Raw genomic sequence first — 17738 nt, forward strand, 5'->3', positions numbered from 1 at the left:
ACAAAAGCCTTAATTGACTATTTACATCAAAGGTAAATATAAGGACACTAAGCCAAGCCACTTTGAAAACGATTTCAATTCCAACATAACTTAGAGGTAAAGGTCTTATGGCTGGCATTTTAACAATGATACTCGCAGGTGGAGAAGGTACTCGCCTCTACCCCTTGACCGACAGCCGCACCAAGCCAGCGGTCCCGTTTGGAGGAAGTTATCGGCTTATTGACTTCGCCCTAAATAACTTTGTCAATTCAGACTTTCTCAAAATCTACGTACTTACCCAGTTCAAGTCTCAATCTCTTAACATCCACCTTCGCCAAGCTTGGCATTTGTCCGGCATTATTACCGATCGATTTATTGATGCGGTACCAGCACAAATGCGTGTAGGCAAACGATGGTACGATGGTACAGCCGATGCGATTTATCAAAACGCTCGCTTCATTGAGATTAACGAACCCGAGCATGTATGTATTTTTGGTAGTGACCACATCTACAAGATGGATGTGCGACAAATGGTGGACGAGCATCGCCACAATAAAGCCGACCTTACCGTTGCCGCCATTAAAGTGCCTAAAGAACAAGCCGACCAATTTGGTATTATCGAGGTGGATGAAGAAGGTCGCATGATCGGCTTTGAAGAAAAACCCAAGGAAAACCCTAAAACCATTCCCGGCGACCCAGACCATGTTTTAGCCTCAATGGGCAACTATGTATTTGAACGCCAAGTATTGTTAGATGCCTTAGAAGCCGATACCGACGACCTTAATTCAAACCACGATTTTGGTCACGACATTATTCCTAAACTCTACCCCAAAGGTAATGTGTTTGCCTATGACTTCACCAAAAACGAAATTGCTGGTGAATCAGCTAGCGGCTATTGGCGCGATGTAGGAACCATCGACTCCTACTGGGCTGCGCATATGGATTTGTTGGAAGAAGAGCCTCCATTCTCTCTGTATAACCCCAAGTTTCCATTGCATACCCATTACCCACCACTTCCGCCAGCCACCTTTAAAGATGTAGGCGACAAAAAAGTTAGCGTAAGCCAATCGTTAATTTCTGCTGGCAGCTTTATTCTTGGCTCAGAGGTTAATCGCAGCGTGTTTGGTTTCAGAAGTCACGTGCGACCAGGCTCAGTGGTGAGTGAATCGATTTTAATCGGTAACTGCCGCATCGGTGAAGGCTGTCAAATTCGTCGAGCTATCATCGATAAAAACGCAGAAATTGCCCCCGGCACCATCATTGGAGAGAACATAGAAGACGATCGCAAACGCTTTACCGTTTCTCCAGAAGGAATCGTGGTAATTGCTAAAAATGCCAAGGTTGGCTTTTAAGCATAATTTGGCTTGAAAATGAACAAGTAATAACCACATAATATGAGCATCATCTAAGGCACCCTTCGGTGCCTTAATCGTTAAGGAGTACTCTGTGACAGCCCATCCTGTCAAGATTCTGTTTCTTGCCTCAGAAGTTGAAAGCCTCGCAAAAACCGGTGGTCTCGCCGATGTTGCCAAGGCACTTCCGCTTGCACTAAAAGAACACGGCCAAGATGTTAGAATTATCATGCCGTTCTACAAGACCATCAATCGTCACGATGAAGCGGAGAAACTGCTCGATTTGTGTCTGCACACTGGCAACGATTGCCAAGACATCGACTATGCCGTTTATCAGTTAATGCTCGAAGATGTCCCGGTTTACCTCATCCAACAGCATAATTACTTTGAACGCGACCAATTATATAGCGAAGGCGAATTTGCTTACGACGACAACGGTGAACGCTTTACCTTTTTCTCGCGCGCTATTTTCCAAGTCACCGAGGCCCTAGGTTTTAAGCCAGACATTTTCCATTGTAACGACTGGCACACCGCCTTAGTACCTTACCTACTCAAGCAGAAATACGGGCACCATCCCTTCTTCTGCAACAGTAAGTCGGTATTATCCATTCACAATGCCGCCTTTCAGGGCATTTTTGAAAAACACCAGTTTCAGCTGCTTGAAGACTTGGCCGACGGGTTAGTCGACCAAATATTAGACGGCTACAACTGCATTAATTTACTCAAAGCCGGGATCCGCTTTGCCGATAAAATCAACGCGGTAAGCCCCACCTATGCAGAAGAATTGCTGACTCGCTTGGGTTCACACGGTTTATGTGATTACTTCCAACAACGCAGTAGTGATTTAGTCGGCATTTTAAATGGCTGTGAGTATTCCGATTGGGATCCGGCCACCGACCGATTTATTCCAGCCAACTACTCTAGCAGTGACCTGAGCGGGAAAAGCGTTTGTCGTCAAGCCCTGCAAGTGAAAACCGATTTAGCTCAACTCGATGTCCCTATTTTTGGCATGGTTTGCCGACTCACAGAGCAAAAAGGGTTTTATTTGTTACTGCCTGCCTTAGAGCAGTTCCTGCGCCATCGAGTACAGGTCATCATTGTCGGTACTGGCGATAGTGGCATCGTGGCCGAGCTGGAAGCCTTGCAACAGAAATGGCCAGATAAACTGCGTTTTATTCATGCCTATAGCAATGAATTAGCTCACTTGGTGGAAGCCGGCGCCGATTTCTTCCTGATGCCTTCATTATTTGAGCCTTGTGGCTTAAACCAAATGTACAGCCTAGCCTATGGAACCTTACCCATAGTGCGCGGTGTCGGCGGTCTAAAAGATACCGTTAACGATTATGATGAGCAGCCAGAACAAGCGACTGGACACATCTTTTATGATCCAGAACCGGCTGATTTACTGAACATTTTGCGCCGTGCATTGTTGCTTTATTTGGAGCACCCAGAGGAATTCCAAGCCATGCGTCATCGCGCCATGTTGTCACGCTTTAATTGGCAGCAATCGGTATGGCAGTATGAAGCCTTATACAATGACGCGCTAAATGTGAATCCTATTCAACAACCGTAACAATTAGCCGCCCGTGAGTGGCGGCTTAGCCTATTCTTATATAAGCTCAATATAGACACCTAGCTAAGGAAAACATAAATGCGCTTATCAGAGGAAATTCATAACTTTACTGAATATCTTGTTGGCGAACAGTTACATCATTTAGAGGTCACCAAGCAATATGATGCCGATACCTTACAAGATTTAAGTTGTTTGGTATTAAACCGCCTTCCGCCTCGCTATATTCGCCATGATGTAGATGTACTTAGTGCGATTAGCGACGAAGAACGAGCCCAGTTAGTAGCAAAAACTAAAACCGCCATAGAGGATGCGTTGAAGTTTTTAGAACAAGATCGCCGCCAACAACCTCGCGACTAAGAGCTTGAGGTTGCCATTTCTAATTCAATTGCAGTGCAACCCTTAGCGCAATATATACCGGCAGCCTGTGGCTGACCGGGTAATACCACAAATAAGGGTTGCTGGCAGTGCTCACAACAGCACGACTTACCTGCTAGCACCTGCTTAATTAAGTTTCGTTGTTGCTGATAAGCCTTGGCATGGCGTTGATTAAACTGTTTAAACTCGGTCACAGATCTTCCTCATAGTGCACTTGAACTTACTTTAGAGCTTCACCCCGCAACTAACAAGACAAAAGCGATTTCCTAGACTGCTTAAAATGTGGCAATTTATCGCAAATTTGATACCAATTGGCTTTATGACTAACAAAGATATACCCATCAGGCCAAACTAAATTCCACCACTCTACCCTCAGACTTAACCGCGGCAACACTAAGCTAGAGCGACATTCCCAACAGAACTAACGAAGCATGCCATTGGCAACCTTATCTTGCTGTAACCAAGCTTCGCCATAAATCGCAATCGCGGCGCCATGAAACTTGCGATACATAGAGCAATGACAATGCGCCATATGCATTTCCAACTGAGAGACTTAATAACAAATTTTTCCACACAGGCAACTTCCGGTCATGCTAGCCATGTTGCTTTCCTCATTATTGCTTATCACCGTTGAGCCACATAGCGAGGTTTGTTGGCCATCCGAAAATATGCCAAGATGAAGCTTCATCGCCCCAACCAGGTCACACTAGCAGGAAGCCAGTTCATGTTGAAGATCATCAGCTCTCAAGATTTTTCCAAATTTAGCCAGCAAGCCAAAGCGGCACCACGCCAACGCAGCCACCATAATCTTCACGAGAGTTTAGACGCCGAAGTTCAACGGTTGTTCATTGCAACCGAGCCTACAACTTACATGCGACCTCATCGCCATCGTGAGGCCCATAAGTGGGAGCTGTTTTTGGTATTACAAGGTCAGCTTGATTTACTGATCTTCGATGAGTTTGGAAACCTCAGCCAGCGCCATAGTCTTTCTCCAGAAACTAACCGCGCTGTTGAAATTCCCCCCAATACTTGGCACGGCTATGTTTGCATGCAAAGCGGCACTGTAGGCTTAGAAGTTAAACAAGGCGCTTATCGCCCAACCCCAGCCGAAGACTTTGCCCCTTGGTCGCCAGCCGAAGGCGAGCAAGGCGCGGAACAATACCGAGAATGGATGCGTCACGCCCAAGTAGAGTAAACCATCGCCTTCATCAGCAAGGCCCCCTAGCCTTGCTGATTCAATAAAATATCTAGAAATGTTAAGCGTTTATTTCGTAATCCATAAAAAGCCGCTACTATCATTAGCTGACCGCGAAGACTAAATGGAGTAGTCAGTTCTCAATGCGTTATCTGGTATTACTGCTTGTCACCGGCCTTGGCTTATGCTTTAAAGCGGCTGCCGATACGCCGTCTGAACCATTAGAGTCAGCACTCTCCTTCGGCCAACAATTCCAACGTGACTATTTCACCGCGTTAGAGTTAGATGATAATAAAGACTGGCTACAGCTGGATTCAGGCGAAGTGATTCAAGGCGACCTAGAAGAGCTTTACCAAAAAGCGCTATTGTTCGATAGCGATGAGTTGGGCGATTTAACAATAGAGATAAAGGATGTTCGGCGACTTCGCACCGCCAAACGCTACCAAGTAAACTTGCGTGGCCTTGGCGTGGTGCGTGGTCGGTTAATGATTGACGAAGATAAGCTCACCATTATTGGCGAACATACCCATTACGCTAACAAAACAGATGTTATCTCGGTCTACCAAGTAGCAGAACGTGAAGCCGATCGTTGGCAAAGTAAAGCCGCTCTCAGTGCCAATATTGCGCGAGGCAATACCAATACCTTAGAGATAAACGCCAAAATACTCAGCGAAAGAAAAACCGCGCTAAGTCGCACTAGCGCCAGTTATTTAGGGGTTATTTCCGCCTCCAATAGCGAAACCACGGCACGCAATCACCGGCTGACTCTTTCCCATGATTTATACAAGTTTCATGATTGGTTCTTTCGCCCAGTACTGGCCGACTTCTACCACGCCCCCTTAAAAAATATCCGGCTGCAATCACAAGTCGCGTCTCAAGTGGGCTATATCGTCTTGGAAGAAGACGAAATAGAGTGGGAATTGGCCGTAGGGCCATCTTGGCAGCAAACTCGCTTTGACGAAGTAGATCAAGGCAGTTCAGCCAAAGAAAGTAGCTTTGGTGTGTCTTTTAGCTCGCGTTTTGAATATGAGCTCAACCGTGATATTGAATTTAATCACGATTATCAAATGACCCTAACCCAGCATAAAGTGGGCGGCTATCAACATCATAATCTGTTCAATCTGGCGATTGATATTACCGACGACTTAGATTTAGATATCGACTTTATTTGGGACTATACCCAATACCCTACCGCCGACGCCGACGGCATCAGCCCCAAGAAAAACGATTACCGTTTAGCCTTTGGTATTGGTTTAGATTTTTAAACCCTTAACCAGTCAAATTTTAGCCAGTAATAAAACCAAGCCGCGATAACGCAGGCTTGGTTTATCGTCATTGGATTACTGGGCTTTAAATTTGCGTCGCCATTGATGTAACAAAGGTTCGGTATAACCACTGGGCTGCTCGGCACCTTTAAAGACTAAGTCTAGAGCGGCGAGGTAGGCACAGCTACTATCAAAGTTGCCGACCATATTTTGATAAGCAGCATCCCCTGCATTTTGCTGGTCGACTAAAGCGGCAATCACCTCAAACCGTTGTTTAACCAATTGTTCACTAACAATGCCATGCTTCAACCAGTTCGCCACATGTTGGCTTGAGATACGCAAGGTAGCGCGGTCTTCCATCAAACCAATGCCATTGATATCTGGTACTTTAGAACAGCCTACCCCCTGCTCTACCCAACGCACCACATAACCTAAAATACCTTGAATATTGTTATCCAACTCATCAATCAGCTGTTGCTCTGTCCAGCTGGTATCACTGGCTAAAGGCGGTGTTAGCAAATCGGCTAGGTAGTGCTGTTGCCCTTCAGCCAACTGCTCCAATAGTTGTTTTTGAATGCTCGACACGTTCACTTGATGATAATGAATAGCATGCAAGGTCGCGGCAGTCGGCGACGGAACCCAAGCAGTACTTGCCCCACTGAGCGGATGTGCCTGCTTGGTTTCAAGCATTTCTGCCATCATCTCTGGCATCGCCCACATTCCTTTACCGATTTGCGCCTTGCCTTTTAGGCCGCAATCTAAGCCCACCTGCACATTATTTAATTCGTAGGCCTTAATCCATGTACTATTTTTAATGTCACCCTTAGGCACCATTGGGCCGGCCAACATACTGGTATGGATTTCGTCACCGGTGCGGTCTAAGAAGCCAGTGTTAATGAACACCAATCGGTGACACGCTTCTGCGATACAAGCTTTTAGGTTAACACTGGTGCGACGTTCCTCGTCCATAATACCTAGTTTAATGGTATTAGGTCTTAAGCCTAATAGTCGCTCAACCGCGGCAAATAAATTATTGCTGAAAGCCACTTCTTCTGGGCCATGCATCTTCGGCTTAACAATATAGATAGAGCCTTCACGAGAGTTTCTGAAAGGACTATTACCGAGTAAGTCATGTTTAGCAATTAGGCTAGTGAACACCGCGTCCAACAAACCTTCAGGCACTTCATTGCCATCACGATCCAAGACTAAGTCGCTGGTCATCAGATGACCAACGTTACGCACAAACATTAACGAACGCCCACTGAGGCTAAAACCATGGCCCTGCGGATTTTTATAATGGCGGTTAGCGGCTAACTTACGAGTGATTTCACGACCGTTTTTAGTCAGCGTTTCACACAGCGTACCGCGCATCAAACCCAGCCAGTTTTTATATACGGTCACTTTATCTTCGGCATCTACCGCAGCAATCGAGTCTTCACAATCCATAATGGTGGTGAGAGCAGACTCCATTACAATGTCTTTGATTGCAGCGCTATCTTGAGCACCAATTTGATGTTCTGGGTCAAACTGCAGCTCAATGTGCAAACCATGGTGTTGCAGTAGAATGGCGCTTGGTTGCTCAGTTTCTCCCTGGTAACCGGCAAAGTTAGCCGCATTTTCTAAGGTGGTCTTCGAACCATCTTTTAAGGTTACTGACAAGCCCCCATGCAATACGCTGTATTTAGTCGCATTACTGTGGCTGCCGTGAGCAAGTGGACAATGTTGATCTAACAACGCTCGACCGTAAGCGATTACAGCAGCGCCACGCACTGGGTTATAAGTCGCGCCAGGTGCCATGTCACCGTTTTGTTCAAGCGCGTTAGTGCCGTATAAGGCATCATATAAACTGCCCCAACGTGCATTGGCGGCATTTAGCGCATAACGGGCGTTCATCACCGGCACCACCAACTGTGGACCGGCTAACAAGGCCAACTCTCGGTCAACTTTGTCGGTATCTAAACTAACTGGCCCAGGCTCGTCAACGATGTAGTTAATATCTCTTAAAAACTGCTGATAAGCCTGAGGCTCAATGGCTTGCGGATTTGACTGATGCCAATCATTGATCTGGGTTTGTAATTGTTTGCGTTTAGCCAATAAAGCTTGGTTGGTTGGAATAAATTCGTTTAAGTAAGCTTCTAAACCCGTCCAGAAGCTTACTTGCTCAACACCGCTCTCGGGTAATACTTGTTGATTGATAAATTGGTAAAGCAAAGTGGAAACTTGGTAGTTATCCAATTGGTGGTAGCTTGATGTGGTGATGCTAGATTTACTCATCAATAATTCCCTTACTTTATAGTTATTATGTTTATTGCTTAGGCTAGCGCCTGACAATAATTTAGTGTTACCTTTAAATTTTAATCGAGCTAAGTTGCCGGAATACCTTTATTAACAGGCTTAGCATCCCACAACGCAATGGTGCTTAGCAATTGGCCAAATGTAGTATTTGCAATCATACCCTCGTTAGCCAAGCATTTTCAAACACTTGTTTAAATGTTTTTAACAAAACCTTAGCATGCTATTTGATAACAGCTAATTAGCCCCACTTAAACAAGCACTTATTGGAGCAAGGATTTGTTAACACTGATTTCCCGTTATTCAACGCAGCTATTAGCCACTTGTGTATTGGTGGGGTTTGCACTACCCACTTTAGCCAATGCACTGCTACCCTTGTTACCCGTAATATTATTTCTGCTGATGCTGTTTACCATTGTCAGCTTAGATATTAAAACTCTGCTCAAAGACTTATCCCAGCGCTCGGTCTGGCTTTACGCTATTTGGCATACTTTGGGTGTCACGGTACTGGTCATGTCACTGCTATGGCTTTTCCAAATAGACAGCAGCCTCTACCTAGCGATTGCCGCCAGTTGTGCGACCGGTTCACTGTTTGCCAGCCCGGCGATAGTTCGTTCAATCGGTTTAGATGCACAACAATGTATGGCTATGACCATCGCCTCAACACTACTCATGCCGCTCGTGTTATTAGTTAATGGTCTGCTATTTAGCCAGTTTAGTAGTACAGAACAATTACCACTAGATATGCTGGTATATAGCCAACGACTGGCTATTTTTATCATTCTACCGATATTCATCAGTGTAGTTACTCACAAACTGATAAAACAAAGTCAAATTGAACGTGCTCTGCTAACCATTCGTCCCTTTACCATCGTATTGGTGTTGTTCTTTCCCTTAGGGTTAATGGGGGCATTTAGAGAAAGCTATGACCTTAATCCCAGCCAAGCTTGGCAGTATCTAGCCATCGCCTTTGCCGTTTCTGGCTTACTGTTTGTTAGCAGCTTCTTGTTATATATAAAACAAGGCAAACAACAGGCTTTGATCTGTGCGATCACTGCGACCAATCGTAATGTGCTACTAACCTATAGTATTACTGGCGGGTTTCTTGGCCTAGAATTTCTCATCTACATGGGAGCGCTACAACTGCCAATTTATTTACTTCCGTTATTGGTTAGACTGTTATACCGCCCAAGTTAAACTAGACTTGGGTAAAGCCTTTACCACACAAGTAGAATAATGTCCTTACAAGCCCTTAAGCCAACCGAGATCGAAGCGGCCTTGTGCCAGTTACCGCAATGGTGCTACCAAGACCAAGCGATACAACGTAACTATCAATTTGACGACTTCAAGCAAGCTTTTGGTTTTATCAGTAAAGTCGCCGAGCTGGCCGAACAACAAGCTCACCACCCCGACTGGAGTAATAGCTACAACAAAGTGCAGATACGTTTAACAACGCATCAAATAGGCGCAGTGAGCCAACGAGATATTACGCTAGCGAAGGCCATTGAAGCGCTCTATCAAAACAACTGAGTGATGCCCGCTCAATCACGCTTATCTTTGAGTTAACTGTGCCGCTTGATTATTGCTGCCAATTTAGCCTGTAACTCAGGCAGCACTTGAGCAGTAAACCACGGGTGCTTTGCCAGCCAAAAGCGGTTTCTTGGTGAGGGATGCGGTAAGGGCCAGCAAGCTTGCTCCGCAAATTCAGCATAGTTTGCAACGTTCTCAGTTAAACTGCGACGCTTATCCGCAGGTAAATACAAGGCTTGAGCATATTGTCCTACCAACAGGCTTAACTCAATATTAGCTAAACAAGCCAGTAAACGCTGATGCCAAGTATTAAAACAAATCTTGGGTGGCGCTAAATCCCCCTGTTTACCGCGTCCCGGATAACAAAACGCAGCAGGAATAATGGCAAACAGCTTGGCATCATAAAACTGTTGTTCATTTACGCCCATCCACTCGCGTAAACGCTGACCACTAACATCATCCCAAGGAATGCCGCTTTGATGAACCTTACTGCCAGGCGCTTGACCAATAATCAAGATTTTCGCTTCACTCGCCACCTGCAATACCGGACGCGGAGAGAGCTGCGCCTGACATAATTGACAGGCGTAGATCTCTTTTAACAAAGATGCTAACTGTTCGGCTGGCTTATCTTGGCAAGTCATTAAGGACAGGGGATCCTAAACTGTTCTCCCAGCTCTTGAATGCGTTGCTCCAAGTCCGCAGAAATCACCACCTTGACACTCGCTATATTCTCTTCTAGTTGTTCAAGGCTAGTTGCACCAATGATGTTTGAGCCAACAAAAGAGCGCTGATTAACAAAGGCTAACGCCAGTTGCACAGGGCTAAGTTTGAACTCCTTAGCCAAATCAACATAGTGCTGAATAGCTTGTTCGGCCTGAGGCGTACTATAACGGCCAAAACGTCTATACAAGCTTAAGCGAGCCCCTTCCGGCCACTGGTTATTTAAATACTTACCACTGAGCGCGCCAAAGGCTAAGGGGGAATAAGCCAGCAAAGGCACGTTTTCTCGATGCGAGATCTCGGCCATCGCTATCTCATAGCTTCGGTTAAGCAAGTTGTAGGGGTTTTGGATCGACACGATCTTCGGCAAATTGTGCTTCTCTGCCAACTGTAGATAACGCATGGTTCCCCAAGGCGTTTCATTGGAGATCCCTAAGTATCTCACTTTGCCACTTTTTACTAAGTCGGCCAGCGCTTCTAAGGTTTCAATTATCGGAGTTTGGCTAGCCTCTTCCTGATGAACATAATTAAGCTGACCAAAAAAATTAGTGGCTCGATCGGGCCAATGCACCTGATATAGGTCTAAATAATCGGTCTGTAAACGCGCTAAAGAATCTTCCACCGCTTGGTGAATGCTCTTCCAATTCAAACCCATATCCGGACGAATATAGCCCCCGCGGTCAGAGGCTGAAGGTGCCGCCACCTTTGAGGCAAGAATCACCTCATCCCTACAATCTCGTTGCTTCAGGTAATTACCGATAATAGTTTCAGTTCTACCTTGAGTTGGCTGTTTCGGTGGGACTGGGTACATTTCAGCGGTATCGATGAAATTAATACCATTAGCCAGCGCATAATCTAGTTGTTCAAATGCTTCAGCTTGGGTATTTTGCTCACCCCAAGTCATGCTACCTAAACATATTTCGCTCACCCTTAAACTAGACGAGCCTAGCTGCTTATATTTCATTAATCATTCCTCATACAACAGGATCAAACCACTATAATCACTGACCAAACTTTACAAAAGACTCAATAGCAATTAGGCCTCAAACCACTCGCAATTGGAGCTGTGTCAATTTTTCCATAAAATTTAACATCATATTGGTGATCTAGTTGCTACTTCTATATTGTTTTTTTAGTTATTATTGCTTTATGCGACTTAAACAAGTTAATGGAGTAATTGTGCAAAGAGCATCCTTATTTTTAGTTCTGTTTTGGTGCGTTAGTACAGTTGCCACTGCAGCCAATGTAACCATCCATTATAAAAGCCTTTCAGACAACTACGACGGTTGGGGGCTGCATATTTGGGCTGGTGAAGAAATGGTTAACGGCAAACAAGTAGGCGCCAGAACTGATTTCCGTCTTCGTAAGGGGACAACCCCAACTGATCCACTAATGCCTAGCAAATTTGATGACTTTGGTGTTGCCTTCACCATTCCCGTCAGACCCGATGCTAAACAGTTTTCGTATACCCTAACTAATGGTGAACTTCATCATATGGGGATTGAAGAATGGAAATGGATCAAAGCTAAACACGGCTTAGATATTTGGATTGTAGAAAACGACCCCAAAGTTTATACCGATGTTCCTCAACAGTATGCCAGTGCTAGCCAAACCGCCAGCAGCAAAACAACAACAGCCACTGCCGTTAAACCCAAAGCGGTATTACCACCACCAGTGCCAAAGGCAAGCTCTAGCCAAAAAGCGGTTGAACCCAAAACACCAGCACCAGCTCCTGCTGTGAAACCCAAAGCAGTCGCAAGCTCGGCGCCAAGTAGTGAAATGCAACGCACTCTAGCTCTACTTAAAGATGACCTAGGTAAAAAGAACAGTACCATTAGCAAGCTGCAGTCGGCCTTAAACGATACTCAAAAAATCAATCGACGTTTACAGGAAGATTTAAATAGCAAGCTAATTGACTATCAAGCACTGTTGCAACTTAACGATAAGATCAGCAATGAAAACCGCACTTTGACTGCTTCTAACCAAAGTTTATACAAACAGGTTGAGCAAGCTGGTAGTAGTAATGCAGAAGCTCAGCTTATTGAGCGTAATCAAGACCTTGAAAAACAAATGGCGGTGTTGAACGAGCAAATTCTTGGCTTACAAAAAACCATTTCAGAAAACAATGGTAATAGTGAGCAACTAAATCAGCTACAAGAGCAATTCAACCAAATGCAAACGCAACGCGATGAGCTTCGTGAGCAAAATAATAAACTCAGTGCCCATATGGTTGAGTTGGTTCAACGTTCCGAAAGTGGCGGCCAAGTACAACAATCGGGCATAGCTTGGTGGATGTTTGCTGCGGTAGTTGCAGTATTAGTTCTACTGATAGGCATGGTATTTGTGCTAACAGGTAAACGTTACAAAGAGCTGCAACTTGATATGGAAGATGCTTTAAAACGTAAAGAAGAAGAAATCAAAACCGAGAAAATCTACGCTGCAGCCGCCAACGAAAAGCTTCGCAAAGTACTACATGGCGAAGCACAACAGCGCAGTTGGGGTTCAGTTCCCGAAGGTTTACCGGAAAACCTCAAGAAAGATACCGCATAATATTAAAGGCCAGCTTGCTGGCCTTTTCTTTAGCCCAAGTAAACTGCCTATTGTGTTTAGCCACCGTTTTCCTTAGCCTAAATAACGCTTAGTTAGCGATTAATTAGGAAGCTCATGGAACTGCATATCTTTGACTTAGACGAAACGCTGATCAGCGGAGACAGTGGTGCTTTATGGCATCAATACTTAGTTAAACAGGGCATAGTTACCGACCCCGACTTTTTAGCCCAAGACGCGGCAATGATGAGGCAATACGCCTTAGGAGAATTAGCCCTAGAACCTTACATTCAATTTAGCCTAAGCCCTCTACAACATTACTCTCAGCAGCAAGTTGATCATTGGGTCTGTGAATTTGTGGCGCAGTCTATCGATCCAATCATCTATCCCGCCGGACAAAAACTGATACAAGAGCTGCAATTCCAGCAACAACAGGTCATGATTATTTCTGCTACGGTGAGCTTCATCGTTAAGCAAGTAGCGGCAAGACTCTCAGTAAAGCACTACCTTGGGGTAGATTTGCTCGACCAACAGGGGCGTTATACTCCGTATATTTCTGGGGTAGCCAGTTATCAGCAAGGCAAAGTCACCCGCTTACAACAGTGGTTAAAACAGCAGCAGCAAGATTATTCCACCCTCACCTTTTATTCCGATTCCATTAATGACTTGCCCTTGTTGGAGCATGTTGACCAAGCCTTAGTAGTGAATCCCTGCGGCAAACTTCAACCATTAGCACAACAACGACAGTGGCCAATATTACGTTGGAGCTTAAACTAAAAAAACGAAAGCAAGCTTTCGTTTTTTTATTCTTTTGAACTCGGATTAGAATTACAGCTGGCTCTGTAAATAGTTCTCTAAACCAATTTTGTTAATTAAACCCAGTTGTTGCTCTAACCAGTAAGCGTGATCCATTTCGGTATCATCAATCAAGGTTTGCAGCATATTGCGAGTCACATAATCTTGTTTTAACTCGCACAGAGCCATGGTTTCTTTAAGCATGGCATCCACTTCATATTCAACTTTTAAATCATTTTCCAACATACTGGGCACATCTTTGCCCACCCGCAAAGGTTCACGCTTGCTAAGATCTGGCGTGCCCTCCAAGAACAGGATCCGTTGAATTAACAAGGCAGCATGACCTTTCTCGTCGTCGAATTCATGATCAATTCGCTCAAATAGCTTGTTAAGGCCCCAATCTTCGTACATACGAGAATGAATAAAATACTGATCCATAGCGGTCAGTTCGTTCATCAACAAACGATTTAGCGCATCAATGACTTCACTATCACCTTTCATTAGTCATCTCCTTCAGTAATTTGAGCGGCTAGGTAGTTTTCTATGCCCATTTTTTCAATTTGATACTGCTGAGTTTCGATCCAGTCGATGTGCTCTTCTTCAAATTCGAGGATTTCTTCCAATAAATCTCGACTAACAAAATCTTTAGCCGCTTCACATGTCGCTATCGCATCTTTGATAATCGGTAATTGTTCCAATTGAAAATCCAAATCACATTGCAGCATCTCTTCTGTGGCTTCGCCAATGCGCAAGCTGCCCAACATGTGCGCGTGAGGCAGCCCATCAAGAAACAAAATCCGCTCCATTAACTTATCAGCTTGCTTCATGTCTTTAATAGACTTCTTGTAATTGCGCTCATTTAGCTCTTGTAAGCCCCAATTACGGTACATTCTTGCGTGTAAAAAATACTGATTAATCGAAGTCAGCTCAGTGGTTAAGACTTTATTTAATAAAGCAATAATACTTGGATCGGCTTTCATTACAGCGCTCCGTCATGAGTTTATGCGTTGACAAAGTATATAACAAGCAGCCCAAACTAGCACAATCTTTTTACAATTCATTAACTTAAGTAAAATAGAAACAAAAACCATTCTTGTTTGCACTTAGCTTTTTTGGCTCGCCGATAAGTATAAGAAAAATAAAGATAAGCAACATTCGACACCTAAAACGCTTGGACTAAGCGACTCAAGCTTTATGCCTATCCCAGTGGCTCCAATAAACCAGCTTAGCTTAGTCACTAAGAGCCAAACTGGACATAACCTAAGCCCAATTGGCGCATTTGCCGCTCTATCCATTGGATGCGTTGTTCTATATAGGCGCTCTTAGGTGACAAACGATAGCGATATGGGCTAGGAAGCAAAGCGGCAAGGCTAGCCGCTTGATGAGCTGAAAGCGACTCAGCGCTCACTCGAAAATAATGTCGGCTCGCAGCCTCGGCCCCGTAAATTCCGGGACCAAACTCAACAATATTCAAATACAGTTCAATAATCCTAGACTTGGGCAAGTTCAGCTCCAAGGCAAGGCTTAACAACGCTTCCACGCCCTTACGCCAATAACTTTGCAGCGGCCACAACCAGAGGTTTTTAGCGGTCTGTTGGCTAATGGTACTACCGCCTCGTAAACGCCCTCCTTGCTGGTTGTTTTGATAGGCCTGCCATAGCGCCTGCATATCGATTCCCCAGTGCCGAGGAAAACGCTGATCTTCAGCAGCCACTACCGCTAATAACAAATAGGGAGACATCTGATTCAAGCTTTGCCAGTGCTGTTCCACTTGCGTAGGATAAGACTCGGGAGAGAACCATGCGCGATGCAGTCGCCAGCTCCACATGGGAGGGTCAAACCAACGCAGCGGCAATACCATTAACTCCAGCAATAAGGCCACAGCAAGTAGTAATTTAAAAAACCAAATTACAAGTTTCTTCAAAGGCTTAGCCACCTACTACTTTCCTAGTTAAATCCACCTTAGGCCAAACAGCGATGTTTGCCAAGCCAGCTTGCTGCGCAGCTAAGCTTTTTGGCTCAAAGCCTGAGCCAAGTAGTGAACCAACAAGCCCAAGCTTAAGCCCCAAAATGCACTAGCAATACCAAATAAATTCACCGAAGAAGCAGTAACCAAAAAAGTTATAATTGCCGCTTCTCGCCCTTCTTGTTGCACTAAGGCACCGGCCAAGCTATTGGCTATGGTATTCATCAAGGCTAAGCCAGCAATCGCCATCACCAACTCCTGAGGGAAAGCAGCAAATAAGCTAACTACCGTGGCACCCGCTAAGCCAAGCAATAAATAAAAAATCCCCGCCCACATCGCAGCGTAATAACGCTTTGCCGGGTCGGCGTCTGCTTCTTTACCCATGCAAATCGCCGCAGTAATGGCGGCAAGGTTAAAGGCATAACCACCAAAAGGTGCCAACAACAACCCGGTAAGCCCAGTGCATGTAATCAAAGGAGAAATAGCGGGTCGATAACCATTGCCGTGTAAAGCTGCAATACCGGGCATGTTCTGTGATGCCATAGTGACGATAAACAGCGGCAGACCTACCCCAATGATGGCTTGCCAAGAGAAGGCCGGGCTCACCCATTCGGGTCGCGCCAATTGAACATTCACCGTAGACCAGTCCAATATGCCCAAATAGTAAGCGAAGCAGCAGCCCAATAACAGTGTCACTAACATGACATAACGGGCCGCTAGATGGCGTATCACTAAGTAACAAAGCAACATCAAACCGACCAGCATAAACTGGCTTTCCAGCGACTTAAATAGCTGCAGACTAAACTGCAGTAATACCCCGGCGAGCATGGCAGAGGCTACAGATTGCGGGATCCAGCGGATCAACTTGTCAATTAAACCACTTAAGCCACACAGGGTAATCAGTAACGAACTAAATAAAAATGCCCCCACAGCCTGATTAATCGTTAAACCTGCTAGGCTAGTCACCAATAAAGCAGCCCCAGGAGTAGACCAAGCGGTAAGAATCGGCTTTTTGTGATACCACGACAAGCCAATGCTAGTTATCGCCATGCCCAAACCCAAAGCCCACATCCATGAGCTAATTTGTTGCTCGCTTGCCCCCGCAGCAGCCGCAGCTTGAAATATAATCACAGCCGAACTGGTATAACCCACTAATACGGCAACAAAGCCAGCCGATATTCGGGATACCACAAACCACTCACGCATAGGTACACTTCCTTTTTTAATTTCCTACCGCCCATGTACGTTATAACGCACACACTAGACAGCCTAGCACTTGTGCGCTATAACGTACAACAGAATTTTTTACTAAGAAGCTACCTTGGATCCCCTTAAGCACTTTCTGGCACAAGCCTTAAAACAACAACGCCAACAACGCCAATGGAGCCTAGACACCGCGGCCCAAAAAACCGGTGTTAGCAAAGCCATGCTAGGGCAAATAGAACGCGCCGAGTCAAGCCCAACCATTGCCACACTGTGGAAAATCGCTGGTGGATTTAATACCTCATTATCGACCTTTCTAGCCCCCGCATTAACACCACAACAGTCTCCGGCGATCCGAAATGCTGAACAGCTACGCCAGCAACCCGCCAGTGACGACATGCTCATCGCGATATTGTTTCCCTATGAGGCCAAGTTTGGCTTTGAAATGTATGAACTGACCTTGTTAGCAAACTATCAGCGAATATCCGAGCCTCACGAAACAGGTGTAACAGAGCACTTAATCGTTATTAGTGGAGCAATGGAGGTATTAGTTGAAGGGAGCTGGCAAACGCTTGGTCAGGGTCAAGCCTTACGTTTTGCCGGTGACGAAGAACATGGCTATCGTAATCCACATTCGCAACCCGCAGTGTTTCACTGTTTAATTCACTACCCTGCTACTACCCAATAAGCGCTGAATATACAACTAGCTAAAACTTGCCCTGTTGGCTTACAAACTCGTTTTAAAATAACGGCGCACCGAGCTCTTACATCTAGCTCATACACTCTATTTCACCATGCAAGCGGGAATAAAGAGAAATAAATGTGAAACGACCGACGGCCTTCAGAGCTAAACAAGCACTTAGTTCGTAATAAAAACGTTTGGAGATAAAAAGACTTGATAATATAAACGAAAAAGGCCTGCTAAAAGCAGGCCTTAAAAGATGGT

The 17738-nt window shown here is 45.1% G+C and carries 18 protein-coding genes; 10 read left to right on the forward strand and 8 right to left on the reverse strand.

Annotated features, from left to right (window positions below; translation table 11 throughout):
- Positions 1–107 precede the first annotated feature (107 nt).
- From glgC to ACQY6Q_RS13300, 3 genes are all read left to right on the forward strand, one after another.
- Positions 108–1331 carry a glucose-1-phosphate adenylyltransferase gene (glgC, locus tag ACQY6Q_RS13290; RefSeq protein WP_427982110.1) on the forward strand — a complete coding sequence of 408 codons (1224 nt, stop codon included), beginning with the start codon at positions 108–110 and terminating at the stop codon, positions 1329–1331.
- Between the two features lie 94 nt (positions 1332–1425).
- The gene (gene glgA / locus ACQY6Q_RS13295; RefSeq protein WP_427982111.1) at positions 1426–2904 is read left to right on the forward strand and encodes a glycogen synthase GlgA; all 1479 of its coding nucleotides are present in this window, start codon (positions 1426–1428) and stop codon (positions 2902–2904) included.
- 78 nt (positions 2905–2982) lie between these two features.
- A complete protein-coding gene (locus ACQY6Q_RS13300; protein ID WP_427982113.1) occupies positions 2983–3261 on the forward strand; it encodes a late competence development ComFB family protein in 279 nt (92 codons plus the stop codon).
- Here ACQY6Q_RS13300 and ACQY6Q_RS13305 read toward each other — a convergent pair.
- On the reverse strand, positions 3258–3473 hold the full coding sequence (locus tag ACQY6Q_RS13305; RefSeq protein ID WP_427982115.1) for a hypothetical protein: 216 nt from the start codon (positions 3471–3473) through the stop codon (positions 3258–3260). The two genes, ACQY6Q_RS13300 and ACQY6Q_RS13305, sit on opposite strands and share 4 nt — an antisense overlap.
- A gap of 530 nt (positions 3474–4003) precedes the next feature.
- Here ACQY6Q_RS13305 and ACQY6Q_RS13310 point away from each other — a divergent pair.
- A complete protein-coding gene (locus tag ACQY6Q_RS13310) occupies positions 4004–4474 on the forward strand; it encodes a WbuC family cupin fold metalloprotein (RefSeq protein WP_427982117.1) in 471 nt (156 codons plus the stop codon).
- A 143-nt stretch (positions 4475–4617) separates the two neighbouring features.
- The gene (locus tag ACQY6Q_RS13315; protein WP_427982118.1) at positions 4618–5739 is read left to right on the forward strand and encodes a DUF481 domain-containing protein; all 1122 of its coding nucleotides are present in this window, start codon (positions 4618–4620) and stop codon (positions 5737–5739) included.
- Positions 5740–5814: 75 nt separating this feature from the next.
- On the opposite strand, the gene ACQY6Q_RS13320 is transcribed toward ACQY6Q_RS13315, so the two are convergent.
- Positions 5815–8013, reverse strand: a complete 2199-nt coding sequence (locus tag ACQY6Q_RS13320; protein ID WP_427982119.1) for a malate synthase G — start codon at positions 8011–8013, stop codon at positions 5815–5817.
- A 297-nt stretch (positions 8014–8310) separates the two neighbouring features.
- Here ACQY6Q_RS13320 and ACQY6Q_RS13325 point away from each other — a divergent pair, with 297 nt between their 5' ends.
- Positions 8311–9228 carry a hypothetical protein gene (locus ACQY6Q_RS13325; protein ID WP_427982120.1) on the forward strand — a complete coding sequence of 306 codons (918 nt, stop codon included), beginning with the start codon at positions 8311–8313 and terminating at the stop codon, positions 9226–9228.
- A 39-nt stretch (positions 9229–9267) separates the two neighbouring features.
- A complete protein-coding gene (locus tag ACQY6Q_RS13330; protein ID WP_427982122.1) occupies positions 9268–9561 on the forward strand; it encodes a 4a-hydroxytetrahydrobiopterin dehydratase in 294 nt (97 codons plus the stop codon).
- Positions 9562–9593: 32 nt separating this feature from the next.
- Here ACQY6Q_RS13330 and ACQY6Q_RS13335 read toward each other — a convergent pair whose 3' ends face one another.
- A complete protein-coding gene (locus ACQY6Q_RS13335; protein WP_427982123.1) occupies positions 9594–10202 on the reverse strand; it encodes a uracil-DNA glycosylase family protein in 609 nt (202 codons plus the stop codon).
- Positions 10202–11245 (reverse strand): NADP(H)-dependent aldo-keto reductase, encoded by a 1044-nt coding sequence (locus tag ACQY6Q_RS13340; protein WP_427982125.1) that lies wholly within the window; start codon positions 11243–11245, stop codon positions 10202–10204. The genes ACQY6Q_RS13335 and ACQY6Q_RS13340 overlap by 1 nt, the downstream gene beginning before the upstream one ends.
- Positions 11246–11460: 215 nt before the next feature.
- Here ACQY6Q_RS13340 and ACQY6Q_RS13345 point away from each other — a divergent pair, with 215 nt between their 5' ends.
- Together ACQY6Q_RS13345 and ACQY6Q_RS13350 are read left to right on the forward strand one after the other, a co-directional pair.
- On the forward strand, positions 11461–12831 hold the full coding sequence (locus ACQY6Q_RS13345; RefSeq protein ID WP_427982127.1) for a pullulanase-associated domain-containing protein: 1371 nt from the start codon (positions 11461–11463) through the stop codon (positions 12829–12831).
- Between the two features lie 114 nt (positions 12832–12945).
- Complete coding sequence (locus tag ACQY6Q_RS13350; RefSeq protein WP_427982129.1) at positions 12946–13605, forward strand: HAD family hydrolase; 660 nt, start codon at positions 12946–12948, stop codon at positions 13603–13605.
- Between the two features lie 51 nt (positions 13606–13656).
- Here the strand turns inward: ACQY6Q_RS13350 and bfr (ACQY6Q_RS13355) are convergent, their stop codons facing one another.
- From bfr (ACQY6Q_RS13355) to ACQY6Q_RS13370, 4 genes are all read right to left on the reverse strand, one after another.
- Complete coding sequence (gene bfr, locus ACQY6Q_RS13355) at positions 13657–14124, reverse strand: bacterioferritin (RefSeq protein ID WP_427982130.1); 468 nt, start codon at positions 14122–14124, stop codon at positions 13657–13659.
- Complete coding sequence (gene bfr, locus ACQY6Q_RS13360; RefSeq protein WP_427982131.1) at positions 14124–14603, reverse strand: bacterioferritin; 480 nt, start codon at positions 14601–14603, stop codon at positions 14124–14126. Before bfr (ACQY6Q_RS13360) ends, bfr (ACQY6Q_RS13355) begins: the two co-directional genes overlap by 1 nt.
- A gap of 257 nt (positions 14604–14860) precedes the next feature.
- Positions 14861–15547 carry a monofunctional biosynthetic peptidoglycan transglycosylase gene (gene mtgA / locus ACQY6Q_RS13365; RefSeq protein ID WP_427982132.1) on the reverse strand — a complete coding sequence of 229 codons (687 nt, stop codon included), beginning with the start codon at positions 15545–15547 and terminating at the stop codon, positions 14861–14863.
- Between the two features lie 81 nt (positions 15548–15628).
- Positions 15629–16795, reverse strand: coding sequence for a benzoate/H(+) symporter BenE family transporter (locus ACQY6Q_RS13370; protein ID WP_427982134.1), 1167 nt, complete (start codon positions 16793–16795; stop codon positions 15629–15631).
- A 115-nt stretch (positions 16796–16910) separates the two neighbouring features.
- Between ACQY6Q_RS13370 and ACQY6Q_RS13375 the strand changes: the two genes are divergently transcribed.
- Positions 16911–17480 (forward strand): helix-turn-helix domain-containing protein, encoded by a 570-nt coding sequence (locus tag ACQY6Q_RS13375; RefSeq protein WP_427982136.1) that lies wholly within the window; start codon positions 16911–16913, stop codon positions 17478–17480.
- Positions 17481–17738 lie beyond the last annotated feature (258 nt).

The organism is Agarivorans sp., assembly GCF_050295395.1.
Taxonomy (GTDB): Bacteria; Pseudomonadota; Gammaproteobacteria; order Enterobacterales; family Celerinatantimonadaceae; genus Agarivorans.